Raw genomic sequence first — 26,057 nt, forward strand, 5'->3', positions numbered from 1 at the left:
CTCAAATAAGATATTATGTCATTCCCCTTACCTGGTAAATTCAACACGTTCACAATGTTTAAGCTTCCATCTGCGTGGCTTACTGGAGTACGTGTAAAAAAACTTTCTCCTAATTCTTGTACAACTTCTGTAAAACACAGATGGATTAATCAAAATCCTTTTAATAGTATGTTTTGGGCAGTACAAGGTATGGCTGCAGAGCTCGCTACGGGAGCTTTAGTGATTGCTCACATACAAGAAAGCGGTCAGAAAATATCAATGCTTGTTGCAAACAATAATGCAAGCTTTACAAAAAAAGCTACAGGAAGAATTCAATTTGTATGTGATGATGGCCTAGCTATAAAAGAAGCTATAGCACAAGCGGTAGTTACAGGAGAAGGACAAACTTGCTGGATGAAAGCTATAGGGACAAACAAAGATGGTGTGCAGGTTTCTGAGTTTAACTTTGAGTGGACACTTTTAGTAAAGAAGCCTCGTAAATAATAAGTAACTTCGTTTTCAATAAGTTTTATCTTTAAGTCTATCTGTCTCATGCGCTTTATGCAGAGACTAAAATCTAATCCATGAACTTTATCCTTTTTGACGGAAACGTACGCAATCAGCTTTTACCATTCACGTACACAAAACCTGTTGCAGATTTGCGCGTTGGTATTATGACTATACGTGAGAAGTGGGAATTTGTGCTAGGTTCAACTACCTCAACAGTAACAGAAGAATATCTTTCAGATAAGTGGCCTATGATAGAGCTTGAAGAAAATGTGATGATTAATGCATCATATCTTCCTTCAGACAACTTAGCTGAGATTATTAAAAATTTGTCATCAAAGCAAGTGTTGTTTGATGGGGAGGAAATAATCGCGTTTTCAGTACAAGAAGGTCAAGAAGTGGATTTTATTACTTATGAGAGTATTGACTATACTGCTTCAGATATTTTAAGGATCGAGCATACCTGGGATATTTTCGCCAAAAATGGAGAAGCAATCACTAGAGATTTTGAGATGCTTACCGAGGATAGAGATTCTGAAGAGATACCAGCACACGTAATAGCGGTAAATAAAGAACAGATATTTATAGAGGAAGGAGCTACGGTTCATTACTCACATCTCAATGCTACAGATGGACCTATCTATATAGGTAAAGATGCAGAGATTATGGAGGGCGCACTCATACGTGGCCCTTTTGCAATCTGTGATCATGGAGCTGTAAAAATGGGAGCCAAAATTTATAGCGGCACAACTATAGGTCCTCATTGTAAAGTAGGCGGAGAGGTAAATAACTCCGTACTTATGGGCTATTCAAGTAAAGGTCATGATGGTTTCTTAGGAAATAGTGTATTAGGAGAATGGTGCAATATGGGTGCAGATTCTAATAACTCTAATTTAAAAAATAACTACGCTCCTGTAAAGTTATGGGATTATGAAACAGGTCGGTTTGCAAATACAGGACTTCAGTTCTGCGGTTTAATGATGGGAGACCATTCTAAGTGTGGTATTAATACCATGTTTAACACCGGAACAATGGTTGGTGTAGCGACAAACATCTTTGGAAGCGGATTTCCTCGCAATTTTGTTCCTTCTTTTTCTTGGGGAGGCGCTAGCGGCTTTGTAACACACAAAACCAATAAGGCTTACGAAACTGCAAAAATTGCCATGGCGCGTCGTGATCTAGAACTCACAGAACAAGATGAAGCAATCCTCAATCATGTTTTTGAAGAGACAAAACAGTATCGTAGAGAGTAAGCTTGTCAATATTTTCAATGGCTATAAGGATTAAAAGTGTTTGCAAGTATTGAATCCCAAGGAATTAAAGCGAGTAGCAAGATCAGTATTACAAACCCCAAAACGGTGAGGAAAATGATTTTAAACAAACGCACTTTGTTTTCATGACGTATTCTTGTTCTTATTTCCATTAACTGATCAAACGTTGCTTTTTTAGGGTCTACCCATTTCTCATTGGTACTTGAGACAAAAGATAGGTTTCCTATACTTCTCTTATTTTTAAGTAGATTTCTATTATTACGTATTACCTGATTTGCTGCAAGAGCTGCTCCACCGAATCCCATATCATTTTCATTTTGGTTACATAGATATGTAGCATAATAAAAGTAAATGTTACAGGGTAATGTTCTGTAGAACTACTGATAGCGGCAGTTAAAAGCTGTCTTGTCTCAGAAAACAACAGTAAATTTATAGGGCGAGGATTTTTACGCTTTCGCGAAAGCGTACTTAAAAAAAAACAAAATTAATCAGAGATTTTTAATTCCTGAGGAGTTTTAAGACATAGAAACTAGCAAAATACTAATTACTGCTAAGCCAATTCCGATCCAGTTTTTTGGTAGTAATTTTTCTTTAAAAAGTAGAATTCCAATAAAAGTACTGACCATCACAATGGCAACATTATTTACAGTAAACAAGGTCGAACTCTCAAAAGCCGAATCTCGAAGTGCCATCACAAGCATAACAATAGAGAAGTAATTAGGAATCCCGAGGCAAATCCCTGCAATCACATTTTTAAACTCAAATTTAAATGTGCCTTTGATGACTTGGTACATGATGACCAAAAAACCAATACAAGCAGCTGCTCCAAAAATAGTTGCGCCAAAGATGGGCACATCACTCTCATTTACATAAGCACCTTCTATAAATTTTATACTGGTGTCTATGGCTCCGCTGCCTAAAAACACAAGGATAGGGAGGATGAGGTTTTCTTTCTTTATAGCAATCCCATCTTTTGCTTTTATAGAAGCTAGATACACAGCTACAAGTGCCGTTAGAATTCCTATAATCTTTAATATACCTAGAGATTCTCTGTAATATAGTACGCCAAAAAGTATTGGGATAACCACACTCATTTTAGTAGCTACAGAAACTACAGAGAGTCCGCTGCGTTGTGTGGTCGCTGCCATTAAATTAAAGACAAGAATAAATAATACCCCAAGCCCAGCCGAAGCATAAAACCAAGGTTGCTCAGGAATTACAGTGATAGTTGTGGGTCCATCATATAGCAATAAACCACAAGAACAGGCAATCACATAATTTACAATGATTGCGTGTAGGGTGTTTACATTAAACTTTGCAAAAAGTTTAAATACTACAAAGATGAAACTAGATGCAGCAATACTAAGAAGTAAGTAAATCAAATGCTTGAATTTTTATAGTAGTGTAGGGTATTGTCTAAAATAGTGTCCGTTTTTTCTAAGAGAAAATACTGCGAAAGTTGAGGTGCTTTTGTACCTTCAGAAAAGCTAGTGTTGCCTTTAAAAGCACGCGCTTCATCCCAGTGATTTGCATCAATAAAATATTGTAATGTCTGCGCGCCACCTTCTATAATTACAGATTGGATTCCTTTATCATAAAGTGTCTCACTTATGAGTTGAGGATCTGTAGATGGGATAACGAGTGTCTCAGCTTCTTGGTTAAAGACAGCAAGGTTTTTATCTAGATTTCCTTTAGTATCAATAACAACACGTAATGGGTTTTTACCTTCCCAGTCTCGCGTGGTTAAGCTAGGATTGTCTTCAAGTACGGTTTTTCCGCCTACGAGAATTGCCATTTCCTCGCTTCGCCATTTATGAACGAGTTGTCGCGAGTAGGAATTTGTAATCCATACAGGCTCTTGAGCATCTCGTGTTTTTGGAGCTATAAAACCATCTGCGGTTTCTGCCCATTTTAAGATGATGTAAGGTCTCTTTTTCTCATGATAAGTAAAGAAACGCTTGTTGATTTCTTGGCATTCTTTTTCTTGAACACCTACGGTAACATCAACTCCAGCTTGTATTAGTCTCTTAATACCAGCGCCGGCTACTTTGGCAAAAGGATCTATGGTTCCTATTACAACCTTTTTAATTCCAGACGCAACTACCAGATCTGCACAGGGCGGTGTTTTTCCCCAGTGCGAGCAAGGCTCTAGAGATACATATAAGGTCGATTTTGCTATAAGTTCTGGGGTATTCGCTTTCGCGAAAGCGATACAATTCACCTCTGCATGACTACCACCATATGCACTTGTATAACCCTCGGCTATAATCTTGTTGTTATACACGAGCACTGCTCCTACAGATGGATTAGGCATCGCTGCCGGAAGTCCATTTTTTGCTAGCGCAATACAGCGATTTATATAGGTGTTATGTATCTTCACGGCACAAAAATAACCCTTTGTAAGTGATGGACAAACCAATCATTAGACCGATTAAAAAAGAAGACAATGCTCAAGTAGCTGCAGTTGTGAGAAAGGTACTTGTAGATCTAGGTGTTCCTAAGGTAGGTACCGCTTATGCAGATGCTGCTTTAGACACCATGTATGAGCATTATAGCAGACCCAAAGCCGAATACTTTGTGGTTGAAGATAACGGCAAGGTTATAGGTTGTGCAGGTGTTGCGCAGCTGGATAATTATGATGGCAATGTGTGCGAGTTACAGAAAATGTATTTTCTAGAAGAAGCGAGAGGCCGCGGCTTAGGATCGCAAATGATGGATGCTTGTCTTAATCAAGCCCGTGATTTTGGTTTTGAGCAATGCTACCTCGAGACCATGCCTTATATGGAGGCTGCACAAAAATTATACAAGCGCACAGGTTTTAGATATATAGACGGTCCTATGGGTGATACTGGGCATTTTTCTTGCCCTGTACATATGATAATTGATTTATGAATATAGATGAGTTTCGCATTTATTTTAGGGAACAGCTCGTGGGCATGTATGAGCCAGAAGAGATAGAGAATCTATGCTTTCTTACGCTAGAGCATATTCTTAAGATGAATAGGGTAGAGGTCTCGCTTTCGCGAAAAATGGATATCTCCACATCTACTCTTTCACAATTAAACGAGGTTACTAGCAGATTGTCTCTTAGCGAACCTATCCAATATATTATAGGGACGACAGAGTTCTACGGGATGGAATTTCAAGTAAATCCCGCTACCTTAATACCTAGACCAGAAACCGAAGAATTGGTTGATTGGATTATTACAGATAAAGTTGAGAGCCTTGTCAAGAGTGAGACGAAAGAAAAATTGAAGGTTCTTGACATAGGAACTGGTTCTGGATGTATCGCTATTTCGATAGCAAAAAATCTATCAAGCGCTCATGTTGAGGCGATTGATATTTCTCAAGAAGCACTTGCCACAGCATATCAAAATGCAAAAATGAATGAGGCAGATGTTACTTTTTACAATCAAGATGTACTAGCCGTAGAGGAGCTAGAGCACAAATACGATGTTATTGTGAGCAATCCTCCGTATGTGCGCATGCTAGAGAAAAAGGAGATGAGGGATAATGTGCTTAGTAATGAGCCAGATAGCGCGCTCTTTGTCTCAGATGATGACCCATTGATTTTTTATAGAAAAATAGGGGAGCTAGCTTTTGAAAGTCTTTCTGTAAATGGATTCTTATATTTTGAGATTAATGAATACCTAGGAAAAGAAATGATTGATCTCTTAAAGGGAATAGGCTTTAGTGATATCGAGCTTAAAAGAGATATGTTTGGAAAAGATAGAATGATTAAAGCGAGTCCCTAGAGATTGATATAACCAATAAATAAGGGAAGCAGTTTATGCTTGCTCAAAACTAAATAGCTATTATGAAATTAACATCATTATGCGTGTACTGCGGAAGTAGCGCTGGTACAGATCCAGAGATTGTAGAGCAAGCTCAAATACTAGGTAAGACATTGGCTGAGCGAGATATTACGCTAGTTTATGGAGCTGCCAAAATTGGTATTATGGGCGCCGTAGCTCAAGGGGCTCTCGATCACAACGGTAAGGTAGTAGGTGTGATTCCTGAATTTTTAAAAATAAAGGAGGTTGTGCATACAGGCCTTACAGAACTTATCGTAAACGAAACGATGCACGAGCGCAAGATGGAATTGCAGGAGCGTTCTGATGGGTTTATTACATTGCCAGGAGGCTTTGGAACTATGGAAGAGCTTTTTGAAGTGCTTACATGGAGCCAACTAGCATTGCACCAAAAACCGGTGGGTATGCTTAATGTAAATGGCTTTTATGATGATCTTTTAAGTGCGCTTAGAAATATGGTCGATAAAGGATTTTTAAAGCAAGAAAATTATGATATCCTTCTTGTAGATACTACAGTAGAAGGACTTCTTGATCAGATGGAGAATTTTAAGCCTATGGCAATGCCTAAGTGGTTAAAAGCTTCGCTAGAGTCTAAGAAGTAGTAGGGAATCTTCATTTTTAGAGTAGAAAATCACTTGTATAAACTGTTTGTAAGTGGTTAATTAAACCTCCGATATTCTCTGAATATCGGAGGTTTAATTTTTAATTTTGTTATTATGACAATAGAAGAGCAAATCCTCGCTTTACGCAACGAATTACAAACACATAATCATAACTATTATGTGCTAGATACACCAACGATATCAGATTTTGACTTTGATCAAAAGCTGAAGCAACTGGAAGCGCTAGAAGCGGCTCATCCGGAATTTGATGACCCTAACTCGCCTACGCATCGTGTAGGTGGAGCGGTGACTAAAAATTTTGAGACTATTGTGCATGAGCATAGAATGTACTCTCTTGATAACTCATACTCAAAGGAAGATCTTGAGGATTGGGAAGCTCGTGTAAAGAAAATGGTGGATGGAGAGGTAAACTATACCTGCGAACTCAAATATGACGGAGCCTCGATAAGTCTTACTTATGAAAATGGTGAATTGCTCAAAGCAGTTACTCGAGGAGATGGTTTGCAAGGAGATGATGTGACTACAAATATTAAAACGATAAAGTCGGTTCCTTTAAAGCTCAAGGGTGATTATCCTGAAAAATTTGATATACGTGGGGAAATTGTATTGCCTTGGGAAGGTTTTCATGCTATGAATGCAGAGCGTGAAGAGCTAGGTTTTGAGCTCTATCGCAATCCAAGAAACACAGCCAGCGGATCTTTAAAATTACAAGATAGTGCTGAGGTTGCTAGAAGACCTCTACAATGTTTACTATATAATATTACAGGAAATAATCTAGGTATTGCTACCCAAATGGATAGCCTGCAGAAAGCTCGTGATTGGGGTTTCCGCGTTCCTGATGCTGCAAAACTTGCTAAAAATATAGATGAGGTATTAGAATTTATTAATCACTGGGATGTGGCAAGACATGACTTGCCTTATGAGACAGATGGTGTTGTGGTAAAAGTTAATGGATTACAACAGCAAGAAGAGCTGGGCTATACGGCAAAGGCGCCAAGATGGGCAATGGCTTATAAGTTCAAAGCAGAACAAGTTTCTACACGCTTGCGCGAAATAACATACCAAGTAGGTCGCACAGGAGCCATCACACCAGTCGCAAACCTTGAACCTGTTGAACTTGCAGGAACCACTGTAAAACGAGCGAGTTTACATAATGCAGACCAAATAGAGCGACTAGATATACGAGAAGGTGATGAGGTGTTTGTAGAAAAAGGAGGAGAAATCATCCCAAAAATCATTGCAGTAGATCTTACAAAGCGCCCTGCAGATTCTGAACCTACCAAGTATATTACAGAATGCCCAGAATGTAATACTCCGCTAGTGCGTAAAGAAGGAGAGGCGCAACACTATTGCCCGAACGATATGGGCTGTCCTACTCAAATTATAGGCAGAATACAGCATTACATCTCTAGAAAGGCAATGGATATTGATGGTCTAGGAGGAGAAACCGTGGCACTCTTAGTAAACGAGGGGTTGATAGTAAATTATGCAGATTTATATGAACTCACAGTGGAGCAATTATTACCACTAGAGCGTATGGCTCAAAAAAGTGCCGAAAACCTAGTAAGCGGAGTGCAAGCTTCGGTACAGATTCCTTTTGAGAAAGTGTTGTTTGGTTTAGGGATAAGATATGTAGGTGAGACTGTAGCAAAGAAACTAGCTAAACACTACAAATCTATTGATGCGATTATTTCGGCAACAGAGGAAGAGCTGGTTGCTGTAGACGAAATAGGAAGTAAGATTGCAGAGAGTGTAGTAGCATTTTTCGCGAAAGCGGAACATATAGCACTTATACAACGTTTAAAATCTTACGGGGTGCAGCTAGAAATATCTGCCGAGAAACTTGCTAATCAATCTGACACGCTGGCGGGTAAAACATTTGTAGTTTCCGGTGTTTTTGAAATGCCTCGTAACGATTTAAAAAAATTAATAGAAGACAACGGCGGTAAAGTGTCTAGTTCTATTTCTAGTAAAACAACCTACGTTGTGGCTGGAGATAAGATGGGTCCAAGTAAGTTACAGAAGGCAGAAAGCCTAGGAGTGACTATTATTTCTGAGGAAGAATTCTTAGATTTAGTTGTTGGATAAAACTAATATAGAAAACGGAAGAGCATATAGAACAGCTGGTTTAATAACTGGTCTGATGATTATGCTTGTGATGGGATTTTGGGACATATCGCTATCATTTTATTTGTACCCTATATTTTCTCTGTGTTTGTTCTTATATGAATACAAGGCGACGAATAAATTCAATCTTTTATTTTTCTTGTTTTTACTAAGTACTAACATTACTGAAATCTTATTTCTGTTCGATTTTCAAACTTATGTAACCATAGCTTCCATTTTTTCTGGAGTTTCATCTATTTGCTTACTGCTTTTGCTCAAGCCTGTCCTTAAAAAAAGGTCAAAGGTCTTCTCAAAACATTATGTATTGGAGCTTATAATTGGTTTTTTGGGGTTTGGATTTGTGCTGGGGTATCTTATTTACTCTATAGCTCCTCTAGTTCCAGATTTAAGCATATTTATTATTTCTGTAATCATATTTATTATCACTATAGGGGTGTATTTTCTAACTCCTAGTTATAATAAGCATACCGGTAATATTTCTCTTTTTGCTATTGGCGGTGCATATATGGGAGAAATGGTCTTTGCTTTTATTTATAAATACATTTATAGTGAAATTGGTTTTCTTCTTGTGGGAGCAATTATGACCATTTATTTAAAAGTTGTGCTGGCAACTTTCTTGACAAAAATAGATACTATTGCAGATTATGATGGTCATGGTACCGATGTATAGGATCTTTACGCTTTCGCGAAATTTTCTCTAAAGAATTCTAATAACAGTAAGACTTTGAGAGGTCTCTAAAGAGCTTACTTTCTCGTCTTTTATATTTAGTGCGTTGAAATACTTATTTCAATTTATAAAAGGGATTTACTGTGTAACTGTCATAATAACTGTGTGTTAGTTTTTTTTTAAAGTGGAATTATTTAGCTTTGATACATCGATAAAGCATATTACATACACGGGCGCAACTATAGACTTGCAGCAATTTCGACCACGATTTTAATCGTAATAGTAACGATGGCTTTAAGTCTTGAAGCCTCCTTTTACCTATATCCAGTATTTGGTGTTTTAATGTTTTTATACGTTTATAAGGCAACTGGACAATTTCACTTTCCATTCTTAATCACGCTTATCTCTGGAATGATTGCGGAAATATTCTTTTTAATTGATTTTGATAAATACACCTATTTAGTGTCTATCGCAATGATTTTCTGTTTTTTATCAATGCTTTATGCGTTGAGAGAAGTCATGCACTTTGAAATCAAAAATTTTCCTAAACACTTGTATGTTGAGATTCTACTAGGTGTCTTTTCAGTGACCACTTTTATAAGTTTTTTGGCTTACAATATCCTGCCGGAGATAGCTGACCTTCCAGTCTTTTTAGTCTCTTTTGTGGCATTACTTGTTTTTATTTCCTTGTTATATGCAATCCCTTTATTTAACAAGCACCCATCAAATCTCTTGTTGACATTTGTGGCTACAGCAGTGCTGGTAGAGTCTGCTTTTGCATTTATTTACACTTATATACTTGATATTCATTTTTTCCTTCTAGTGACGCTCTTTTGTGCAGGAATAGCCAAAGTTATTTTTGCAATGTTCTTAACGCGCTTAGAAAGCACTAAGAAAATAGATGAAGAGTATATTTAATACGATTCATCTATTTCTTCAGTTTTGTTGTTTAAGAGAAAATGATGCTACGAGGTTTACACGTCTAGTACTAAACTTGATGATTTGAGGTTGTTAGTTTCATCAAGATAGAAATCTATTCTACCTAAATTAATACCTCCCCAACCTACTTGATTAACAAGCACAAACTTTTCATTTTTATTCTGAACGATTGTTGGTTTTTCTAAAAATGTATGAGTGTGACCGCCTATAATTAAGTCAATTCCAGCGGTTTTTGCAGCTAGTGTGAGGTCAGAAATTTTATCTTCGTTCTTGTAAGAATATCCAAGATGCGATAAACAAATTACAATATCACATTGCTCTTTGTTTCTAAGCGCATCTACGGTATCTATGGTTAGCTCTATAGGGTCGAGATAGGTAGTCTCTTTGAACATCGTTTTATTTACAAGTCCGGTGAGCTGAATTCCTACTCCAAAAACGCCTATGCGTACGCCATCTTTTACAAAAACTTTATATGGCTTTGTAAGGCCATCCATAATGGTGTTTGAGAAGTCATAGTTAGAAGAAAGCAGTTCAAATGACGCATTAGGCATTTGGGCAGCAAGACCACCTATTCCATTGTCAAAATCATGATTACCTATTGTTGCTGCATCATATCCCATCATAGACATAAGCTTAAACTCAAGTTCTCCACCGTAAAAGTTGAAGTATGGAGTGCCTTGAAAGATATCTCCAGCATCCAGAAGAAGTGTGTTTGGGTTTTCTTTGCGCACATTCTGAATAATGTTCATTCTACGAGCGGCTCCTCCTAGATTTGCATATTTAGGATCATTAGATGGAAAAGGCTCTACATGACTGTGCACGTCATTAGTATGAAGTATGGTGATGTGCTTTTTACTTGGTTTTAGGAGTGAATTACTATTCATTCCCATGGTTAACCCTCCTAACCCTATAAGGCTACTAGCAGCTGCAGTTTGTTTTATAAATTTTCTACGTATCATTTGCTATCTCTTGTAAATCTATTATCTCTCACTGGTGCTATGGTGTCATATTTTTTGAAGTAATCTATGAGCACATTTCTAATTTTATAATCTAAAGGGAGCACACTTACAGGGTTTTCAAAAAAGGTCATATTATCTCCGCCATTCATGAGGTAATCATTTGTAGCAATAAAGTAAGTGTTATTGTCAGCAACCTCTTCTCCTTGAACTAGGGCCTTTTTTATTTCGCCATCATTAGATAGTTGAATTTCCATTCCAGAAATAGGGTGAGCAGTTCCATTTTTTAAGTATTGAAACATAGCCTTCATTTGCTTGCCACTTAACTCAACAACAACTACTTCATTTTCAAAAGGCATTAACTCATATGCTGTTCTTGTAGTAATAGGCCCTTGGTTAAGCGCAGAGCGTATCCCTCCATAATTTAAGAGAACAGCATTAAAAGGATAACCTGCCCTTTTTTCAAACACAGGGTTTGTCATTTCATAAACAGCATCTGCCATCATATTTCCTACTGCCGTATTAAACTTGCCATCTTTTTTTGTGTAAGATGCGGGTGCTACAGCAAGCACACTATCCATTTCTGCTTGTATGGCATTTTTGTAAGGATCTATAAATGATACAATTTCGGCGTTTTCTCCTGTGTTATTATTTACAGTAATGAGTTCGCTTTTTATACGTTCTGGTGCGTAGTGGAGTTCTTTTTTACATGAGACTACTGTTGTATATATAACAATAGAACTAATGATAGTTATAAGCGTTGTTCTCTTCATTTTTGTGTCATAAGTAGCAGTATATTTTGGCTACATTTGTATGAAAGTAAAGTTACATGTTTTTAAACGGATTAAAAGCAAAATCTATTCATAAGCAAATAGACAAGCAACTACGCAAACGCGATTATAAGCCTAGTGGGGCAAAGCCGGTTGTTGTGGCATTATTACAAGACAGTACAAAGCCTTTTGATCCTGCATCTCTCAAGAAGATTCTTAAGATTTTAAGTCTTTCAGAAAAAGACTTGGTCGTGCTAGAGTATGTGAAAACGATGACTAAAGATCAAAAGGAGCTTCTATCACTTTTCTCTGAAAAGCAATTAGGGTGGAAAGGTGTTTTTAAAACAGCACCTCTTGAAGATTTTAAAAAACAGCGTTTTGATATTTTAATAAGTTATTACCACTCAGATGCACTCGCTCTTAGGGCTATGACGGCTATGTCTAATGCTGTATTAAAAATAGGAGTATCTCCAGAAATGGAATCTGTAAATGATCTTACCATTCATGTGAATGATGGGCAAGAGTCAGTTTTTATAAAAGAGTTTGAAAAGTATTTAAAGATTTTAAAAGTTATACATTAATGAAAGAGTTGAGAGGGACGGGTGTTGCACTTGTAACGCCATTCCACAAGGATTTATCTGTAGATTTTGACGGGCTTACACGTCTTATAGAGCATTGCATTGCTGGAGGTATTAACTATCTAGTAGCACTAGGTACCACTGCCGAAACGGCTACGCTTACTATTAAAGAGAAGCAACAGATTGTTGCTCATATTATAAAAGTTACAAATAAGCGTTTACCTATAGTGCTAGGTGTGGGTGGTAATAATACTGCTGCAATAGTAGAGGAGCTTACCACTGGTAACTTTGATGGAATTACAGCAATTCTCTCAGTTTCTCCAGCATATAATAAGCCTACTCAGGAGGGAATATATCAACACTTTGCAGCTATTTCTGCGGCGAGTCCTTTACCTATCATTTTATACAATGTGCCAGGTAGAACTTCTAGTAATATGTTGCCAGTAACTTCGGCAAGACTGGCTGGTGATTTTGAGAACATTGTAGCTATTAAAGAAGCTGTAAATGATATGGCCCAAGTATTACACTTGATACACAAGGTGCCAGAAGATTTTGTAGTACTTTCTGGAGATGATGCACTTGCATTGCCGTTAGTTTCGGCAGGAGGAAGTGGCGTTATTTCTGTAATAGGTCAAGGATTACCTTCCTATTTTTCTCAGATTATGAATGATGGTTTGAATAACGCTTTCGCGAAAGCGTACCAAAAACACTTACCACTGCTATCAATGATAGATTTAATCTTTGAAGAAGGAAACCCTGCAGGAATCAAATCATTACTGTCTCATCAAGGGATTTGCGAGCCTTACGTAAGATTGCCATTAATGGCAGCAAGTGATGTGTTACATGAAAAAATAGGTAACGCGCTTTCTGTTATTCAAAAAAGTTAAACGTATCATAACAAAATAATTAGCAGGGTCAAAGCGTTTATTTTTGAGCACTATTAATTAAGTTATGTTATGTAATTGATTTTACGTAGTTTTGCCTGCTGTTTCAGACCCTTATGAAGAATATATTTTTCCTATTAGTTTCCGTAGTGTTATTGAGCTCTTGTTCAACATATCAAGATGTTCTCAAGAACGATGATATTAAAGCAAAATATGAATTTGCAGATTCCTTGTATAGTCAAGGGAAATACAAGAAAGCGTTAAGGCTCTGGGAGCAGATTGTTCCTTTGTATAGAGGAAGACCTCAAGCAGAACGTGTTACTTATTTATATGCAAATACGTATTATGAACTAGGAGACTATTATAGTGGTGGTTATCAGTTTGAACGTTTTGTGAAGTCATTTCCTCAGAGTACAAAAAGAGAGGAAGCTGCATTTAAGAGTGCAGAGAGTTATTATAAGCGTTCGCCTAGATTTAACTTAGATCAAGGAGACACGTATATAGCACTAGAAAAGCTGCAAGGGTTTATCAACGAGTATCCAGATTCTGAACAGGTGGACGATGCTAATGCTAAAGTGCAAGAACTAAACACTAAGCTAGAGCGCAAATCTTATGAGATTGCAAAAGGATATAACAAAATAGGAGCTAGTAGAGGAACGTTTCCAAATGCGATAAGTGCATTTGATAATTTCTTGCTTGATAATCCAGGTTCTATTTACAGAGAAGATGCTTTATACTGGAAGTTTAACTCTGCTTACCAACTAGCAATGGGAAGTGTAAAACGTCGCCAAGCAGAGCGTCTTGAAGCTGCAAAAACAGCTTACAACGCACTAGAGAAATATTATCCTCAAGGTAAATATGCTGATGAGGCAGCAAAGGAACTTGCAGAGATTAATGAAGCACTGCAAGCAAATGATCTATTAAATTAAAGATGAATACTATGAATATCAAGGACATTGATGCACCTTTGAGTACCACGACTATTGATAAAAATCTTGTAGATGCACCTACAAATAATATCTATGAGGCGATATCTATCATCGCAAAACGTGCTACACAAATCAACACTGAAATCAAGAAGGAATTATCAGAAAAGTTGGATGAATTTGCAACATTTAATGATAGTCTTGAAGAGATCTTTGAGAACAAAGAACAAATAGAGGTTTCTAAATTTTACGAGCGTCTTCCTAAGGCTCATGCACTTGCAGTGCAAGAGTGGTTAGAAGATCGTATCTACCATAGAGACACTACAGTTACTGAAGAAGGAAAAAGTAACGAGTAGATAGATGTCAGTTTTAAGCGGTAAAAAAATACTTTTAGGAGTTACCGCTGGCATTGCAGCATACAAAAGCGCCAGTCTTGTGAGAGCATTCATAAAGGCTGGCGCTTCTGTGCAAGTAGTAATGACAGAGGCAGCAAAGGAATTTGTAACTCCACTTACATTGAGTACACTCTCACGTAATCCAGTACACTCTTCATTTACAATTGAAGGAGATGAGAATGCGGTATGGACTAATCATGTAGAGCTAGGCCTATGGGCAGATCTTATGGTGATAGCTCCTGCTACGGCAAATACACTCTCAAAAATGGCAAATGGCGCCTCAGATAATTTGCTTCTTGCAACCTATCTTAGTGCAAAATGTCCAGTGTATTTTGCTCCAGCAATGGATTTAGATATGTACATCCATCCTTCATCAGAAAATTCTTTTCAGAAATTACAGTCCTATGGAAATGTGATGATAGAAGCCATAAGTGGCGAGCTAGCATCTGGTCTTGTGGGAAAAGGGAGAATGGCAGAGCCAGAGGATATCGTTTCATTTATAGAGAAAGATGTTCTTGATAAACTTCCATTTAAAGGGAAGCGAGTGATGATTACAGCCGGACCTACTTATGAAGCTATAGATCCTGTGCGTTTTATAGGTAATCATAGTAGCGGTAGAATGGGAGTAGAGCTAGCTCTTAGAGCGGCAAGCCTGGGTGCTCAAGTAGATTTAATTTTAGGGCCTAGTGCAATAAAAGTTACTAATAGTGCAGTCACAGTACATAATGTGGTCTCTGGAGAGCAAATGTATGATGCGGCACACGCTATTTTTAAAGATGTGGATGTTGCTATAGCATCTGCAGCTGTGGCAGATTATAAGCCTGCTACTGTTGCTACAGAAAAGATAAAAAAGAATGATAGCTCAATGAGTATCGACCTAGTGAAAACTAAGGATATTCTAGCTTCTCTAGGTGAGATTAAAACACATCAATACCTTCTTGGGTTTGCATTAGAAACTCAAAATGAAATTGAAAATGCACGAAAGAAACTAAAGAAAAAGAATCTTGATGGGATTGTTTTAAATTCGCTTAATGATAAAGGTGCTGGTTTTCAGACCAAAACTAATAAAATTACGTTTATTGATAAAGAAGGTACCGCAACACCATATGAGTTAAAGTCAAAGGCTGCAGTATCTATTGATATATTTGATAAAATAGCATCCCAAGTACTATGAGAATCTTTACATTATTAATAGTCTTATTGTTTTCTTTTAATTCAATAGCTCAAGAGCTTAATGCTGTTGTTGTTATTAATGCAGAGCAAACTAACAAAGCAGATCTTCAGGTTTTTAAAACACTAGAGAGATCACTTACAGAGTTTGTTAATAATACAAAGTGGACAGATCGCAGATTCAAACAGCAAGAGCGCATAGATTGTTCTTTTAATATTATAATCACTCAGCAAGAGGGGAATAATTTTAGAGCAACTGTGCAAGTAGGAGCATCAAGACCTGTGTACGGATCTAATTATGATACAGCTACTTTTAATTTTAATGACAAGCAGTTTGATTTTGACTATACGGAGTTTCAACCTCTAATTTATAACCCTAATACGTTTGATTCTAACTTGGTTTCTGTGATGGCTTTTTATGCCTATACAGTTATTGGAATGGATGCAAATACGTTTAAACTCAATGATGGGGATAAGTATTTTCAAGAAGCAAAGCAAATTGTTACTACAGCACAACCTAATAATCAGACGGGATGGAATCCACAAGATGGTTCTCAATCTAGATACAGATTAAACGAAGATTTATTGTCTCCTAACTTTAGGGAGTTTGCTGGAATCATGTATAGCTACCACCGTACGGGTTTAGATTTTATGGTTGATGATAAAAAACGCAGTAAGCAAACCATATCAACCACTTTATCTCAGTTTCAATCTTTATATAAGAAAAGGCCTAATAATTTTTTAACTCGTGTGTTCTTTGATACCAAGGCAGAAGAGATTGCATCTATATTCTCATCTGGACCCTCGGTTAATATAACATCACTTGTAGAAGTACTTAATCAAGTAGCGCCAACTAAATCTAATTTTTGGAGGCAGATTAAGTTTTAAAATTATTTTATCTAAAATAATCAGTGTTCAAAATTCCCGTCTTGCGGGAATTTTTCATTAGCTTTAATCGACATTTGTAAACGTATTAAAGCACTAAGATTAATTAAATATTTATAACTATTGCTTACATCATTATCTATAAAAAATTATGCACTTATCCAGTCTGTTCAACTCAGATTTGATAAAGGTTTTACGGTGATTACTGGTGAGACAGGTGCAGGTAAGTCTATACTTCTAGGAGCACTTGGTCTTATTACTGGTAAGCGGGCAGATATGTCAAGCGCTGGAGATGCAACACAGAAGTGCATTGTAGAAGGTGTCTTCCATATAGAGGGATATCAACTGAATCCTTTTTTTAAAGAGCATGATCTTGATTATGAAAATGCGACAATCGTAAGAAGGGAGATTCTACCTTCTGGAAAAAGCAGGGCTTTTATAAATGACACTCCTGTAACACTAGCACAACTTACTATTTTAGGAGCAAGACTAGTAGACATACATAGCCAGAATAAAACTTTACAGGTAGTGGAAAATGATTTTCAATTTGAGATGATTGATACATTTTCAGACAATCTTAAATTACTTGGACAGTACAAAGAATCTTTTAAAGCTTGGAAACTCTTACAGAGCGAACTAAAAGAATTACTAGAAAGAAAAAAACAAGCACAGCTAGAATATGATTACCAATCCTTCCTTTTTACAGAGCTAGATGAAGCCTCTTTAAAAGAAGGAGAGTATGTAGCGTTAGAAGAAGAGCTTAATACGTTGAGTAATGCAGATGAGATTATGCAGCAGCTTGCTACTGCTGTTCAAAATATTTCTCTAGATGAAAGTGGTGCAATAGATCAACTCACAAATGCAAGAGCAGCATTATCAAGATTAAATAGCTACGGTACTCAGTATACAGCAATTTATGAGCAGCTTAATAGTGCGCTTTTAGAACTAGAAGATATAGGAGCATCATTGAGTGAAATGTCTGATGCGGTAGATGCAGATCCTCTTACGCTAGAGCGACTTAATAACAGAATGCAATTGTTACATTCTCTACTCAAGAAACATCAAGTGGCCACAGTAGAGGAACTTATCGATATTAGAAATAATCTTGATAATGATTTACAAGATATCGCAGGAGTTGATGATAAGATTCAAGCACTAGAAGATAAAATTAAAACGCAACATAACAAAGCAAGTACACTAGCAGCAAAGCTGCATAAGGAGCGCGCAACGGCAGCGCCGCATTTAAAGTCGCTTGTTGAGAAATTACTGATAGAGTTAGGGATGCCTAATGCACAATTTCAAGTGTCTCTAGCTACGCAAGAAGATCTTCATGCTTCAGGTAATGATGTGTTAGAGTTTTTATTCTCGGCAAATAAAGGAAGTGAGCTCAAACCATTAGGAAAAGGTGCTTCTGGAGGAGAGCTTTCAAGAGTTATGCTAGCGCTCAAGTCTGTACTAAGTAAGCACAAGCAATTGCCTACGCTTATTTTTGATGAAATAGATACTGGAGTAAGTGGTGATATTGCAGTAAAAATGGGGGGTATACTTAAAAAAATGGGTCGTACTATGCAGCTTATAAGCATCACACACTTACCGCAAATAGCAGGACAAGGAGCTTCTCATTTTAAAGTGTATAAGAAAGATACAGATGAGCGCACACAAACCTTTATCGAGCAGCTAGATGAAGATGCTCGTATTGTTGAGATAGCGGCAATGCTAGGTGGTAATCAGCAAAGTCAAGCAGCAATAGACCACGCAAAAAATTTACTTAATTAGGATTGTTTACATAGAAACCACGATATTTACACTCTTCTAGCAACAACAAGCTAGAGAGCAAAACAAAACACATCAAACCATTAATAATATTATGAGTTATAATTTACTTAAAGGAAAGCGCGGAATTATTTTTGGAGCATTGGATCCTAATTCAATTGCTTGGAAAACCGCAGAGCGTGTGCACGAAGAAGGAGGAACTTTTGTTCTTACAAATGCACCTATCGCTATGCGTATGGGACAGATTAATGACCTTGCCGAAAAGACAGGTTCAGAAATCATACCTGCAGACGCAACATCTTTAGAAGATCTTGAAAACCTTGTAACTAAGGCACAAGAAATTCTAGGTGGTAAATTAGACTTCGTTTTACACTCGATTGGGATGTCTATAAACGTACGTAAAGGTCGTGCTTACACAGACCAAAAGTATGACTGGACACAAAAAGGAACAGATGTTTCTGCAATGTCTTTCCATAAAGTGATGCAAACGCTTTATAAGCAAGACGCAATGAATGAGTGGGGAAGTATCGTTGCTCTTACCTACATGGCAGCACAGCGTGTTTTTCCAGATTATAATGACATGGCAGATAATAAGGCATACTTAGAGTCTATCGCACGTAGCTTTGGTTACTTCTACGGTAAAGAAAAGAACGTACGTGTAAATACAATCTCTCAATCTCCTACACCTACTACGGCTGGACAGGGAGTAAAAGGATTTGACGGCTTTATAGCATATGCAGAAAAGATGAGCCCGCTTGGTAACGCAACTGCTCAAGATTGTGCAGATTATACTATTACATTATTTTCAGACCTTACAAAGCGTGTAACTATGCAAAACCTTTATAACGATGGAGGTTTTAGCAATACAGGTGTAAGTAACGAGGTGATGGAAGCCTTCATGAAAGCAGAAGGGCACGAATAGATTTTATTTTTTACGCTTTCGCGAAAGCGTACTAAAAACACACTAAAACCATCGACACATCCTCGGTGGTTTTTTGTTGCTTACCCTTTGTGTAACCGTTAGCTTTGTCTTCTATGCAATTATCCTATTCTTTTATTGTACCCGTTTTTAATCGTCCTGATGAAATTGCCGAATTACTAGCAAGTTTTAACGCACAAGAATCTACAATTCCTTACGAGGTAGTAATTATTGAAGACGGATCAACAATCTCTTGCGAGGATGAAATTGCAGCATTTCCTAATTTAAACATCACATATTTACCAAAACCGAATTCTGGGCCAGGAAGCTCTCGCAACTATGGAATGCAACGGGCAAGCGGTAATTACTTTATAATTTTAGATTCTGATTGCATATTGCCACCATCATATGTGGGCGTTATGAATGAGCAATTACAGAAAAAATATGTAGACTGTTTTGGGGGTCCAGACGCAGCGCATCCTGATTTCTCTAATTTACAAAAGGCAATAAGTTACAGTATGACCTCTCTTTTTACCACAGGTGGAATAAGAGGTGGAGGAGAAGATACAGGTAAATTCCAGCCCAGAAGTTTTAATATGGGTCTCTCTAAAAAAGCATTTGAAGCAAGTGGTGGTTTTGGGAATATTCACCCAGGAGAAGATCCAGATTTGGTGCTGAGATTATGGGAACTTAATTTTCAAACAGCACTTATTCCACAGGCATTTGTATATCACAAACGCCGTATTTCTTGGAAGAAGTTTTATACACAAGTGAATAAATTTGGACTTGTGAGACCAATCTTAAACAAATGGCATCCTACAACGGCCAAAATAACATACTGGTTTCCTACACTCTTTATATTAGGGCTCATTGTGAGCTTAGGATTACTTTTTGTGGGCTATTATTTTGCAATAAGCTTTTACGCACTTTACACCGCTATTATATTTTTACATGCTTCTATTATTAATAAAAGTATCACTATTGGATTGCTTAGTCTAATAGCCACATTCATACAGTTTTATGGGTATGGTAAAGGCTTTATGGCCTCTGTGATACATATTAAATGGTTAGGCAAGGAGCCTCGTAAACACTATCCGCACCTTTTTTTTAGTACATTAGAGGGGTAAAACGATTTGTAATTTATGTCTAAGGGAATTAAGATTAATAGTGTAACTGCGCGAGAATTCTTTTTCTTTCTCTTGCTTACTACTATCGTTGCTACTCTTATCAAGCTCTCAAAAACGTACAGTACAGAATATGAAGTAGCATTAAGTGTTACAGATGTACCTCTAGATAGAACTATCCAGACTATAATACCGGAGCTCGTTAAAATACAAGCAGAGGGTTCTGGCTTCTCTTTGCTTACTAATGCGCTAGATGCGCCAGAGGTAGCTATTCCCTATGAGCAGTTACAGCGAGTTTCTAATAGGGAGTTTACGTTTGATACAAATGAAAACCAGCAGGTAATTAAAAGCGTTATTAATGGAGAGCTATCTATTATTGCGATGACACCTTCTCAAATTACTATAACAATAGACTCTGTTGCCTCAAAAAAGGTCCCTGTAATATCTAAGGCGAGCCTTCTCTATAAAAGTGGGTATGGAGGTCGAAATAAAATGACTATAGTACCCGATAGTGTTACCGTCGTGGGGCCTAGTTCTTTGTTATTAAATATAGAAGCCATACCTACAGAGCAAAAGGAAATTACAAATATCAATACAGATCTTTCAAACAACGTATTGCTGTCACTTGATGCGCTACCAGATGAGCTTAAGGTTTCTCATAAATCAATAACGCTCCATCAAGAAATCGCCAAGTTTACGGAGGGCAAGATTACTGTACCTGTAACCGTATTAAACGACCCAGGGAGGCGTGTAAAGATCTTGCCTAAAACTGCCGAAATTATTTATCTAGTCGAGCTTGAAGATTTTGAAAGTATAACACCATCAGATTTTTTAGTTACTTGTGATTATGCCACTGCAAATAATGCCGATGCATATTTAACGCTTACAATCGCAAGAGAACCTAAGGGAGTTAAGTCTGTAAGACTTATTAATAAGCAAGTTAAATTTATTGTAGTAAACTAAGAGTATGATTATTGTAGGTCTCACGGGTGGAATAGGAAGTGGTAAAACAACAATAGGTTCGTTTTTTAACGAACTAGGTGTTCCCATCTATATTGCAGACGTGGAGGCTAAGAAGCTCATGAATACAGATAAGGTTTTAATAAAGCAAATTTCATTTTTACTAGGCGATCAGTCTTATATAGACGGCAAGTTAAATAGAGCTTATATCGCAAACGAAGTCTTTAGTAGTCCTAAATTATTAAAAAGACTTAATAGCATAGTTCATCCAGCAGTAAAAGCCCACTTTTTAAAATGGTCATCAGAGCAAAACGCTCCTTACGTTATTAAAGAAGTAGCTATACTTTTTGAAAACGGTGGTCACCTTGATTGTGATTATACTATTCTAGTTACTGCTCCAAAAAGCGATAGAATTAAACGTGTAATGAAAAGGGATCGAGCGTCAGAAAAAGACGTAATTAAACGCATGAATTCGCAATGGACGGATAATCGTAAGACCGCAATGGCAGATGTACTCATAGAAAACGAGTTTTTGGAGTTGTCTAAAAACGCTGTAAGTCGCATTCACACTCATATTATGACACGTATAGGTAAGGGCTGGAAGTAGTAAAATAGCTGCTTGTTAACATTTGGTTAAACCGAATCGGCTTCAAATGTTAAAATCTTACTTTTGGATAGTGAATAAAAAACTGTTTTACTTATTAATCATTCTTATGAGTCTTTCACTCATAGGAATCATCTTTGTTCAAGGCTACTGGATAACAAGTAGTGTTGAGACAAAGCGAGAGCAATTTAGCTTTAATGCTAGACAAGCATTATCTGCTGTTGTCGATAAAATTGAAAACAGAGAGTTAGAAGATTACTACTACCCAGTGCAGAATATGGTAGATAGTATAGGAGTGCCAGATGATCTTACGTTTGACGAGTATTTTTATCTAAATGAAGATCTAGTAAATAATGAACTTATTCTTTATACAAGCGGTATTCTTCAAGAAGATTTTAAGATAACAGCACCTGGTTTTATAGGTGAAAAAGGTGATAGTATTGCCTTTAAACGTTATGCAAACAGAAAGTCTACTCAAATTATAAGAAAGAATAATGTAGAAGGTGGAGAAGAAACCACTTCAAACAGAATTCAAGAGTTCTCAAGGCTTATTGACTATGAGAAATTTAGATTTTCTGATATAGTGAGTGAGATAGCGACTAAGATTCCTATTCATAAGAGACTTACTGCAGAAGAAATAGAAAGACTCTTAACAATAGAGCTTGTAGAGAGAAATCTAGAAACAGATTTTGATTTTGGAGTGTATAGTAATGATTTACTTACTAAAGTAAGGTCTGATAATTTTAAATTTAGAAAATCTGCTCCAGGATATAGCGAGCCAATATTTCTTTATAATCAAGATCTAAGTGACTACTCATTATATGTACAGTTTCCAGGAGAAAAGAAATTTGTAATTTCTTCTATTTTAGGAATGGCTGGCTTATCTATAATATTTACACTCATTATTGTTATAGCATATTCTAGTGCATTACATCAACTTAATAAACAGCGTCAAATCTCTCAAATAAAGACAGATTTTATAAATAACATGACGCATGAGTTTAAAACGCCTATAGCAACTATAAACCTTGCACTAGATGCTTTAAAGAACTCAAAAATATCTACTAATCCTGAGAAGGTTAGTTATTATCAAGGACTCATAAGAGAAGAAAATAAAAGGATGCATGGTCAAGTAGAAAACGTGTTGCGTATTTCTAAACTTGAAAAGAACGAACTAGATATTCAAAAAGAGCGTTTAGATATGCACGAACTAGTAGAGGATGCTAGTAATCACGTTCTTTTAATAGTAGAAGACCGTGGAGGATATATAGACCTTCATCTAGATGCAGATCGTACTCCGGTACTTGCAAACGAGTCACATTTTACTAATGTCTTAGTAAATATTATGGATAACGCTGTAAAGTATACTCCAGAGGATAGAGCGCCAGAGATTGATGTGTATACAGAAAACACAAAAGACTCAATTATCATCAAGATTCAAGATAAGGGTGATGGTATGACTAAGGCAGTACAGAAAAAAGTATTTGACAAATTTTATCGTGAGCACACAGGAGACATACATAACGTAAAAGGCCACGGATTGGGACTTGCCTACGCAAAAAGAATCGTAGACGACCACCAAGGAGAAATCTCCGTTGAAAGTGAAAAAGGAATGGGAAGTACATTCATAATCAAAATACCACTAATATCATATTAATATGGAAACTGAAAACAAAAAGATTTTACTAGTAGAGGATGATCCGAACTTCGGAACAGTTCTTAAAGATTACCTTATGATGAATGACTACAATGTCACTCATGCAAAAAACGGTATGGAAGGATTTGAGAAATTCAAGAAAGACGATTATGATCTTTGTATCCTTGATGTGATGATGCCATATAAAGATGGTTTTACACTAGCCAAAGAAATAAGAGAGAAGAATGAAGATATTCCTATCATCTTTTTAACAGCAAAAGCTCTTAAAGAAGATGTACTTAAAGGATATAAAGTAGGAGCAGATGACTATCTAAATAAGCCATTTGATAGTGAAGTGCTACTTATGAAAATAAAGGCAATCATACAGCGTAAGTCTGTTGATTCTGTTGCAGATTCTAAGCAGTTCGAATTTAATGTTGGTAACTTCCACTTAAATTCAAAACTACGTTTCTTAACGTATAAAGAAGAGGAGCCTATAAAATTATCTCCTAAGGAAAATGAGTTATTACGTATGCTTGCACTTCATGAAAATGATTTGATGCCACGTGAGCTAGCTCTAACAAAAATCTGGAGAGATGATAATTACTTTACATCTAGAAGTATGGATGTATATATTGCAAAACTACGTAAGTACCTTAAAAAGGATGACCTTGTAGAGATTTTAAACATACACGGAGAAGGATTCCGTCTAGTTGTAAAGAAAGACGACTAATAGCCAATATCGGTATAAACGATATTAGTGTACCTATTAAAACGTGCCACTCTAAGAGTGGTGCGTTTTTTTATTTATAAACGATGCTATTTCCTCAAAAGGTGTCTGGTAGTCAAACCAATTGATAGTCTCATCACGGCGATACCAGGTCATTTGTCTTTTTGCAAAACGACGGGTATTTGTTTTTATATTTTCAATAGCTCGTTCTAGAGTAACTGTTCCATCAAAGTATTCAAAAAGCTCTCTGTAGCCTACAGTTATAAGTGCGTTGTTATGCTTTCGCGAAAGCAAACTTTCTACCTCTTCAACCAGACCATTTTTAATCATAAGATCTACACGTAAATTAATGCGGTCGTACATGATTTTACGGTCTGCTTGTAATCCTATTTTGATGGTTTCAAAGTTGCGCTTAGGTTTAGGTCTATTTCTATAAAATGAAAAAGGCTCATCTGCCGAAAGACATACTTCTAAAGCTCTTATAACGCGTTGTGTGTTCTGTATATCAACTTGCTCGTAATAGGTTGGGTCTTTTTCTAGTAGAAGTTCCTGTAGCGCTTCAATACCTTCGCTCTCGTGTAAATCTTTTAGCTTTGCTCGTACACCGTCTTTTACTGCTGGAAACTCATCTAATCCATTAATAACGGCATCCACGTACATGCCTGAGCCACCTACCATCACTAGTGTGTCATGTTTTTTATGTAATGCGGTAATTTTCTGGATAGCGTCTTTTTCAAAGTGACCCACACTGTAGTCTTGATCTACAGAGAGGTGTTGTATAAAATGATGCGGGGCTGCAGCAAGCTCCTCAGGTTCTGGAACGGCTGTGCCTATATACATCTCTTTAAAAAACTGTCTTGAGTCTGCAGAGAGAATCTCTGTTTTGAGATGCTGTGCAACTTTAATGGAAAGAGCAGTTTTACCTATTGCTGTAGGTCCTACGATGGGTATAAGATATTTACTCATGTGAGACGTTAAGCGTGTGTCCGCATTTATGACAAAATTCGGCATCATCACGATGTTTCTTTGCATTACAGTTTACGCATGCTTGCGTGTTCATATGCACATAATCTTCACCATCTATTGTGATTTTTTCTGAGCTCATGTCTTTTGCATATTCTGCACTTACAATACCTGTAGGTACTGCGATAATTCCATACCCTAGAATCATGATGACAGCGGCAATAAGTTGTCCAAGTGGAGTAACGGGTGCAATATCGCCAAAACCTACCGTAGTGAGCGTTACAATACACCAGTAAACACTTACAGGTATGCTTGAGAAACCACTTTCTTCACCCTCAACCATGTACATGATAGTACCAGCAATTATACAAAGAATGAGTACTGCAAATAAGAAAATACTAATCTTGGCTCTACTATCTCGTAGTGCTTTTGATAACTTGTTAGACTCACCTACGTATCTCGTAATTTTTAAAATTCTGAATACTCGTAAGAGGCGGAGTGCTCTTACAGTAAGTAATGCATTTGAGCCAATAAAGAAAAAGGCTAGATATTGTGGTATTGTAGAGAAGAAATCGATGAGACCATAAAAGCTGAAAATATATTTTGTAGGCTTTTTTATCGTTATAATTCTCGCAAAGTACTCTAGCGTAAAGAAGATGGTGATAATCCATTCTCCTACTTCAAATACATCATGATATTTTGCATCTATACTTTTTACACTCTCCAGCATTACTAGTGCAATACTAGCAAGTATGAGAATGAGAAGTACCACATCAAACAATTTTCCGGCAGGCGTGTCTGCCTCGTAAATAATATCGTGCAGTTTTCTGCGCCAAAATGATGTGCCCTCTTTTGTCAA

28 protein-coding genes are annotated in these 26,057 nt (G+C 36.9%); 21 read left to right on the forward strand and 7 right to left on the reverse strand.

Annotation, left to right across the window (positions count from 1 at the left end):
* Window positions 1-15: 15 nt before the first annotated feature.
* Window positions 16-483, forward strand: a complete 468-nt coding sequence (locus tag SJY37_RS08655; protein ID WP_298326510.1) for a DUF4442 domain-containing protein — start codon at window positions 16-18, stop codon at window positions 481-483.
* A gap of 80 nt (window positions 484-563) precedes the next feature.
* Window positions 564-1,739 carry a GlmU family protein gene (locus tag SJY37_RS08660; RefSeq protein WP_298326508.1) on the forward strand — a complete coding sequence of 392 codons (1,176 nt, stop codon included), beginning with the start codon at window positions 564-566 and terminating at the stop codon, window positions 1,737-1,739.
* A 14-nt stretch (window positions 1,740-1,753) separates the two neighbouring features.
* Here the strand turns inward: SJY37_RS08660 and SJY37_RS08665 are convergent, their stop codons facing one another.
* From SJY37_RS08665 to ribD, 3 genes are all read right to left on the reverse strand, one after another.
* A complete protein-coding gene (locus SJY37_RS08665; protein WP_298326505.1) occupies window positions 1,754-2,062 on the reverse strand; it encodes a hypothetical protein in 309 nt (102 codons plus the stop codon).
* 210 nt (window positions 2,063-2,272) lie between these two features.
* Window positions 2,273-3,139: a DMT family transporter gene (locus tag SJY37_RS08670; protein ID WP_298326502.1), complete on the reverse strand. Its 867-nt coding sequence runs from the start codon at window positions 3,137-3,139 to the stop codon at window positions 2,273-2,275.
* Window positions 3,136-4,137, reverse strand: coding sequence for a bifunctional diaminohydroxyphosphoribosylaminopyrimidine deaminase/5-amino-6-(5-phosphoribosylamino)uracil reductase RibD (ribD, locus tag SJY37_RS08675; RefSeq protein ID WP_298326499.1), 1,002 nt, complete (start codon window positions 4,135-4,137; stop codon window positions 3,136-3,138). Before ribD ends, SJY37_RS08670 begins: the two co-directional genes overlap by 4 nt.
* Before the next feature lie 26 nt (window positions 4,138-4,163).
* Here ribD and SJY37_RS08680 point away from each other — a divergent pair, with 26 nt between their 5' ends.
* The 6 genes from SJY37_RS08680 (at window position 4,164) to SJY37_RS08705 (ending at window position 9,904) form a co-directional block, all read left to right on the forward strand.
* Entirely contained in the window at window positions 4,164-4,649 is a 486-nt protein-coding gene (locus tag SJY37_RS08680) for a GNAT family N-acetyltransferase (RefSeq protein ID WP_298326497.1), read from the forward strand.
* On the forward strand, window positions 4,646-5,512 hold the full coding sequence (prmC, locus tag SJY37_RS08685) for a peptide chain release factor N(5)-glutamine methyltransferase (protein ID WP_298326494.1): 867 nt from the start codon (window positions 4,646-4,648) through the stop codon (window positions 5,510-5,512). The genes SJY37_RS08680 and prmC overlap by 4 nt, the downstream gene beginning before the upstream one ends.
* Window positions 5,513-5,574: 62 nt before the next feature.
* On the forward strand, window positions 5,575-6,171 hold the full coding sequence (locus SJY37_RS08690; protein WP_298326492.1) for a TIGR00730 family Rossman fold protein: 597 nt from the start codon (window positions 5,575-5,577) through the stop codon (window positions 6,169-6,171).
* Between the two features lie 114 nt (window positions 6,172-6,285).
* Window positions 6,286-8,280, forward strand: coding sequence for an NAD-dependent DNA ligase LigA (gene ligA / locus SJY37_RS08695; protein ID WP_298326489.1), 1,995 nt, complete (start codon window positions 6,286-6,288; stop codon window positions 8,278-8,280).
* Window positions 8,273-8,989, forward strand: coding sequence for a hypothetical protein (locus tag SJY37_RS08700; RefSeq protein ID WP_298326486.1), 717 nt, complete (start codon window positions 8,273-8,275; stop codon window positions 8,987-8,989). The genes ligA and SJY37_RS08700 overlap by 8 nt, the downstream gene beginning before the upstream one ends.
* 408 nt (window positions 8,990-9,397) lie before the next feature.
* Window positions 9,398-9,904, forward strand: a complete 507-nt coding sequence (locus SJY37_RS08705; protein ID WP_379953013.1) for a hypothetical protein — start codon at window positions 9,398-9,400, stop codon at window positions 9,902-9,904.
* Between the two features lie 56 nt (window positions 9,905-9,960).
* Here SJY37_RS08705 and SJY37_RS08710 read toward each other — a convergent pair whose 3' ends face one another.
* Both SJY37_RS08710 and SJY37_RS08715 read right to left on the reverse strand, forming a co-directional pair.
* Entirely contained in the window at window positions 9,961-10,884 is a 924-nt protein-coding gene (locus SJY37_RS08710) for a bifunctional UDP-sugar hydrolase/5'-nucleotidase (RefSeq protein WP_298326479.1), read from the reverse strand.
* The gene (locus SJY37_RS08715) at window positions 10,881-11,654 is read right to left on the reverse strand and encodes a 5'-nucleotidase C-terminal domain-containing protein (RefSeq protein WP_298326476.1); all 774 of its coding nucleotides are present in this window, start codon (window positions 11,652-11,654) and stop codon (window positions 10,881-10,883) included. The genes SJY37_RS08710 and SJY37_RS08715 overlap by 4 nt, the downstream gene beginning before the upstream one ends.
* Before the next feature lie 56 nt (window positions 11,655-11,710).
* Between SJY37_RS08715 and SJY37_RS08720 the strand changes: the two genes are divergently transcribed.
* From SJY37_RS08720 to SJY37_RS08780, 13 genes are all read left to right on the forward strand, one after another.
* Entirely contained in the window at window positions 11,711-12,232 is a 522-nt protein-coding gene (locus tag SJY37_RS08720) for a DUF6913 domain-containing protein (RefSeq protein WP_298326473.1), read from the forward strand.
* On the forward strand, window positions 12,232-13,116 hold the full coding sequence (gene dapA, locus SJY37_RS08725) for a 4-hydroxy-tetrahydrodipicolinate synthase (protein WP_298326470.1): 885 nt from the start codon (window positions 12,232-12,234) through the stop codon (window positions 13,114-13,116). Before SJY37_RS08720 ends, dapA begins: the two co-directional genes overlap by 1 nt.
* A gap of 113 nt (window positions 13,117-13,229) precedes the next feature.
* A complete protein-coding gene (locus SJY37_RS08730) occupies window positions 13,230-14,042 on the forward strand; it encodes an outer membrane protein assembly factor BamD (protein ID WP_298326465.1) in 813 nt (270 codons plus the stop codon).
* 11 nt (window positions 14,043-14,053) lie between these two features.
* Window positions 14,054-14,395, forward strand: coding sequence for a DNA-directed RNA polymerase subunit omega (locus tag SJY37_RS08735; RefSeq protein ID WP_144783265.1), 342 nt, complete (start codon window positions 14,054-14,056; stop codon window positions 14,393-14,395).
* Between the two features lie 4 nt (window positions 14,396-14,399).
* Window positions 14,400-15,608, forward strand: a complete 1,209-nt coding sequence (coaBC, locus tag SJY37_RS08740) for a bifunctional phosphopantothenoylcysteine decarboxylase/phosphopantothenate--cysteine ligase CoaBC (protein WP_298326461.1) — start codon at window positions 14,400-14,402, stop codon at window positions 15,606-15,608.
* Window positions 15,605-16,492, forward strand: a complete 888-nt coding sequence (locus SJY37_RS08745) for a DUF4835 family protein (RefSeq protein WP_298326458.1) — start codon at window positions 15,605-15,607, stop codon at window positions 16,490-16,492. Before coaBC ends, SJY37_RS08745 begins: the two co-directional genes overlap by 4 nt.
* A gap of 120 nt (window positions 16,493-16,612) precedes the next feature.
* Window positions 16,613-18,265, forward strand: a complete 1,653-nt coding sequence (gene recN, locus SJY37_RS08750) for a DNA repair protein RecN (RefSeq protein WP_298326456.1) — start codon at window positions 16,613-16,615, stop codon at window positions 18,263-18,265.
* 91 nt (window positions 18,266-18,356) lie between these two features.
* On the forward strand, window positions 18,357-19,184 hold the full coding sequence (locus tag SJY37_RS08755) for an enoyl-ACP reductase (protein WP_298326453.1): 828 nt from the start codon (window positions 18,357-18,359) through the stop codon (window positions 19,182-19,184).
* Between the two features lie 113 nt (window positions 19,185-19,297).
* The gene (locus SJY37_RS08760; RefSeq protein WP_298326448.1) at window positions 19,298-20,308 is read left to right on the forward strand and encodes a glycosyltransferase family 2 protein; all 1,011 of its coding nucleotides are present in this window, start codon (window positions 19,298-19,300) and stop codon (window positions 20,306-20,308) included.
* Window positions 20,309-20,323: 15 nt separating this feature from the next.
* Window positions 20,324-21,268, forward strand: coding sequence for a hypothetical protein (locus SJY37_RS08765; RefSeq protein ID WP_298326445.1), 945 nt, complete (start codon window positions 20,324-20,326; stop codon window positions 21,266-21,268).
* 4 nt (window positions 21,269-21,272) lie between these two features.
* On the forward strand, window positions 21,273-21,872 hold the full coding sequence (gene coaE, locus SJY37_RS08770; protein ID WP_298326442.1) for a dephospho-CoA kinase: 600 nt from the start codon (window positions 21,273-21,275) through the stop codon (window positions 21,870-21,872).
* A gap of 106 nt (window positions 21,873-21,978) precedes the next feature.
* Window positions 21,979-23,526 (forward strand): HAMP domain-containing sensor histidine kinase, encoded by a 1,548-nt coding sequence (locus tag SJY37_RS08775; RefSeq protein ID WP_298326439.1) that lies wholly within the window; start codon window positions 21,979-21,981, stop codon window positions 23,524-23,526.
* Window position 23,527: 1 nt separating this feature from the next.
* Window positions 23,528-24,238 (forward strand): response regulator transcription factor, encoded by a 711-nt coding sequence (locus SJY37_RS08780; RefSeq protein WP_013749909.1) that lies wholly within the window; start codon window positions 23,528-23,530, stop codon window positions 24,236-24,238.
* A 51-nt stretch (window positions 24,239-24,289) separates the two neighbouring features.
* Here the strand turns inward: SJY37_RS08780 and miaA are convergent, their stop codons facing one another.
* Together miaA and SJY37_RS08790 are read right to left on the reverse strand one after the other, a co-directional pair.
* The gene (miaA, locus tag SJY37_RS08785; RefSeq protein WP_298326434.1) at window positions 24,290-25,201 is read right to left on the reverse strand and encodes a tRNA (adenosine(37)-N6)-dimethylallyltransferase MiaA; all 912 of its coding nucleotides are present in this window, start codon (window positions 25,199-25,201) and stop codon (window positions 24,290-24,292) included.
* Window positions 25,194-26,057 (reverse strand): ion transporter, encoded by an 864-nt coding sequence (locus SJY37_RS08790; RefSeq protein ID WP_298326428.1) that lies wholly within the window; start codon window positions 26,055-26,057, stop codon window positions 25,194-25,196. The genes miaA and SJY37_RS08790 overlap by 8 nt, the downstream gene beginning before the upstream one ends.

Origin of the sequence: Dokdonia sp. R78006 (assembly GCF_042466145.1) — a bacterium.
In the GTDB taxonomy this organism is placed as follows: Bacteria; Bacteroidota; Bacteroidia; order Flavobacteriales; family Flavobacteriaceae; genus Dokdonia.

Coding starts and splice junctions, on each gene's coding strand:
- SJY37_RS08655 (WP_298326510.1), top strand. CDS start 16: ATGTCATTCCCCTTACCTGGTAAATTCAACACGTTCACAATGTTTAAG.
- SJY37_RS08660 (WP_298326508.1), top strand. CDS start 564: ATGAACTTTATCCTTTTTGACGGAAACGTACGCAATCAGCTTTTACCA.
- SJY37_RS08665 (WP_298326505.1), bottom strand. CDS start 2,062: ATGGGATTCGGTGGAGCAGCTCTTGCAGCAAATCAGGTAATACGTAAT.
- SJY37_RS08680 (WP_298326497.1), top strand. CDS start 4,164: ATGGACAAACCAATCATTAGACCGATTAAAAAAGAAGACAATGCTCAA.
- prmC (WP_298326494.1), top strand. CDS start 4,646: ATGAATATAGATGAGTTTCGCATTTATTTTAGGGAACAGCTCGTGGGC.
- SJY37_RS08690 (WP_298326492.1), top strand. CDS start 5,575: ATGAAATTAACATCATTATGCGTGTACTGCGGAAGTAGCGCTGGTACA.
- ligA (WP_298326489.1), top strand. CDS start 6,286: ATGACAATAGAAGAGCAAATCCTCGCTTTACGCAACGAATTACAAACA.
- SJY37_RS08705 (WP_379953013.1), top strand. CDS start 9,398: ATGATTGCGGAAATATTCTTTTTAATTGATTTTGATAAATACACCTAT.
- SJY37_RS08710 (WP_298326479.1), bottom strand. CDS start 10,884: ATGATACGTAGAAAATTTATAAAACAAACTGCAGCTGCTAGTAGCCTT.
- SJY37_RS08715 (WP_298326476.1), bottom strand. CDS start 11,654: ATGAAGAGAACAACGCTTATAACTATCATTAGTTCTATTGTTATATAT.
- SJY37_RS08720 (WP_298326473.1), top strand. CDS start 11,711: ATGTTTTTAAACGGATTAAAAGCAAAATCTATTCATAAGCAAATAGAC.
- dapA (WP_298326470.1), top strand. CDS start 12,232: ATGAAAGAGTTGAGAGGGACGGGTGTTGCACTTGTAACGCCATTCCAC.
- SJY37_RS08730 (WP_298326465.1), top strand. CDS start 13,230: ATGAAGAATATATTTTTCCTATTAGTTTCCGTAGTGTTATTGAGCTCT.
- SJY37_RS08735 (WP_144783265.1), top strand. CDS start 14,054: ATGAATATCAAGGACATTGATGCACCTTTGAGTACCACGACTATTGAT.
- coaBC (WP_298326461.1), top strand. CDS start 14,400: ATGTCAGTTTTAAGCGGTAAAAAAATACTTTTAGGAGTTACCGCTGGC.
- SJY37_RS08745 (WP_298326458.1), top strand. CDS start 15,605: ATGAGAATCTTTACATTATTAATAGTCTTATTGTTTTCTTTTAATTCA.
- SJY37_RS08755 (WP_298326453.1), top strand. CDS start 18,357: ATGAGTTATAATTTACTTAAAGGAAAGCGCGGAATTATTTTTGGAGCA.
- SJY37_RS08760 (WP_298326448.1), top strand. CDS start 19,298: ATGCAATTATCCTATTCTTTTATTGTACCCGTTTTTAATCGTCCTGAT.
- SJY37_RS08765 (WP_298326445.1), top strand. CDS start 20,324: ATGTCTAAGGGAATTAAGATTAATAGTGTAACTGCGCGAGAATTCTTT.
- coaE (WP_298326442.1), top strand. CDS start 21,273: ATGATTATTGTAGGTCTCACGGGTGGAATAGGAAGTGGTAAAACAACA.
- SJY37_RS08775 (WP_298326439.1), top strand. CDS start 21,979: ATGAGTCTTTCACTCATAGGAATCATCTTTGTTCAAGGCTACTGGATA.
- SJY37_RS08780 (WP_013749909.1), top strand. CDS start 23,528: ATGGAAACTGAAAACAAAAAGATTTTACTAGTAGAGGATGATCCGAAC.
- miaA (WP_298326434.1), bottom strand. CDS start 25,201: ATGAGTAAATATCTTATACCCATCGTAGGACCTACAGCAATAGGTAAA.